This is a genomic window from Acinetobacter sp. CIP-A165, from assembly GCF_000367985.1.
Classification (GTDB): Bacteria; Pseudomonadota; Gammaproteobacteria; order Pseudomonadales; family Moraxellaceae; genus Acinetobacter.
This window is the reverse complement of sequence record NZ_KB849206.1, coordinates 76,687-77,656: the sequence shown is the minus strand read 5'-3', so window position 1 is coordinate 77,656 and position 970 is coordinate 76,687. Positions and strand designations below refer to the sequence as shown.

The 970-nt window shown below is 49.4% G+C and carries 1 pseudogene; it reads right to left on the bottom strand.

Annotated elements, in window-relative coordinates:
• Positions 1 to 970: pseudogene (locus F991_RS17720) on the bottom strand (hypothetical protein); the annotation flags it as partial.

Below are 970 nucleotides of genomic sequence, written 5' to 3'. Positions count from 1 at the left end.
GGACCTAGTGGACCACCATCACCGCCACCTGTAATACCACCGATGATTCCAGTGATTGCACCTAAAGGACCGCCATCACCGCCCCCAGTAATACCGCCGATGATACCTGTGATTGGACCTAGTGGACCGCCATCACCGCCACCAATACCGCCTATGATGCCAGTGATTGCACCTAACGGACCGCCATCACCACCGCCAATACCACCGATGATGCCACCACCAAGCAGATCTTCACCGACGACATGTTGGATAATATCAGCAGCAGTTGAACCATTATTGATGAGTGTACCGATCACGCCAGTAGCATTACCCATCGCGCCACCAAAATCAGCGCCAGCTAAATCAGAGATTGCTTCAAGTGTACCGTTGACGGTATCGCGAGAAGTTTCAAAAGTGAGCGTGCCAAGATTTGCGAGGTCACCGACAGGATGTTCTGCTTGAGGGAATACGCCGATGATTGTGTCAGCGACAGTATTAATACCTGTATTGATGATTTCAGTTTTGAGGCTTTCAACGCCTTGAAGAATATCAATACCCGTTTGGATGACACCTGTTACAGGGTTATTGCCAAGATCACCACCAGCAATGCCACCAATAATACCCGTTAAGATATCGAGCGGGCTGCCACCGTCACCACCAGTAATACCACCGATAATGCCTGTGATAGGACCTAAAGGACCACCATCACCGCCGCCAATACCCCCGATGACACCTGTGATCATGCGAGGTCACCGACAGGATGTTCTGCTTGAGGGAATACACCAATGATTGTGTCAGCGACAGTATTAATGCCTGTATTGATGATTTCAGTTTTGAGGCTTTCAACACCTTGAAGAATATCAATACCGGTTTGGATGACACCTGTTACAGGGTTATTGCCAAGATCACCACCTGTAATACCACCGATAATGCCAGTGATTGGACCTAGTGGACCACCATCACCGCCACCTGTAATACCACCGATGATTCC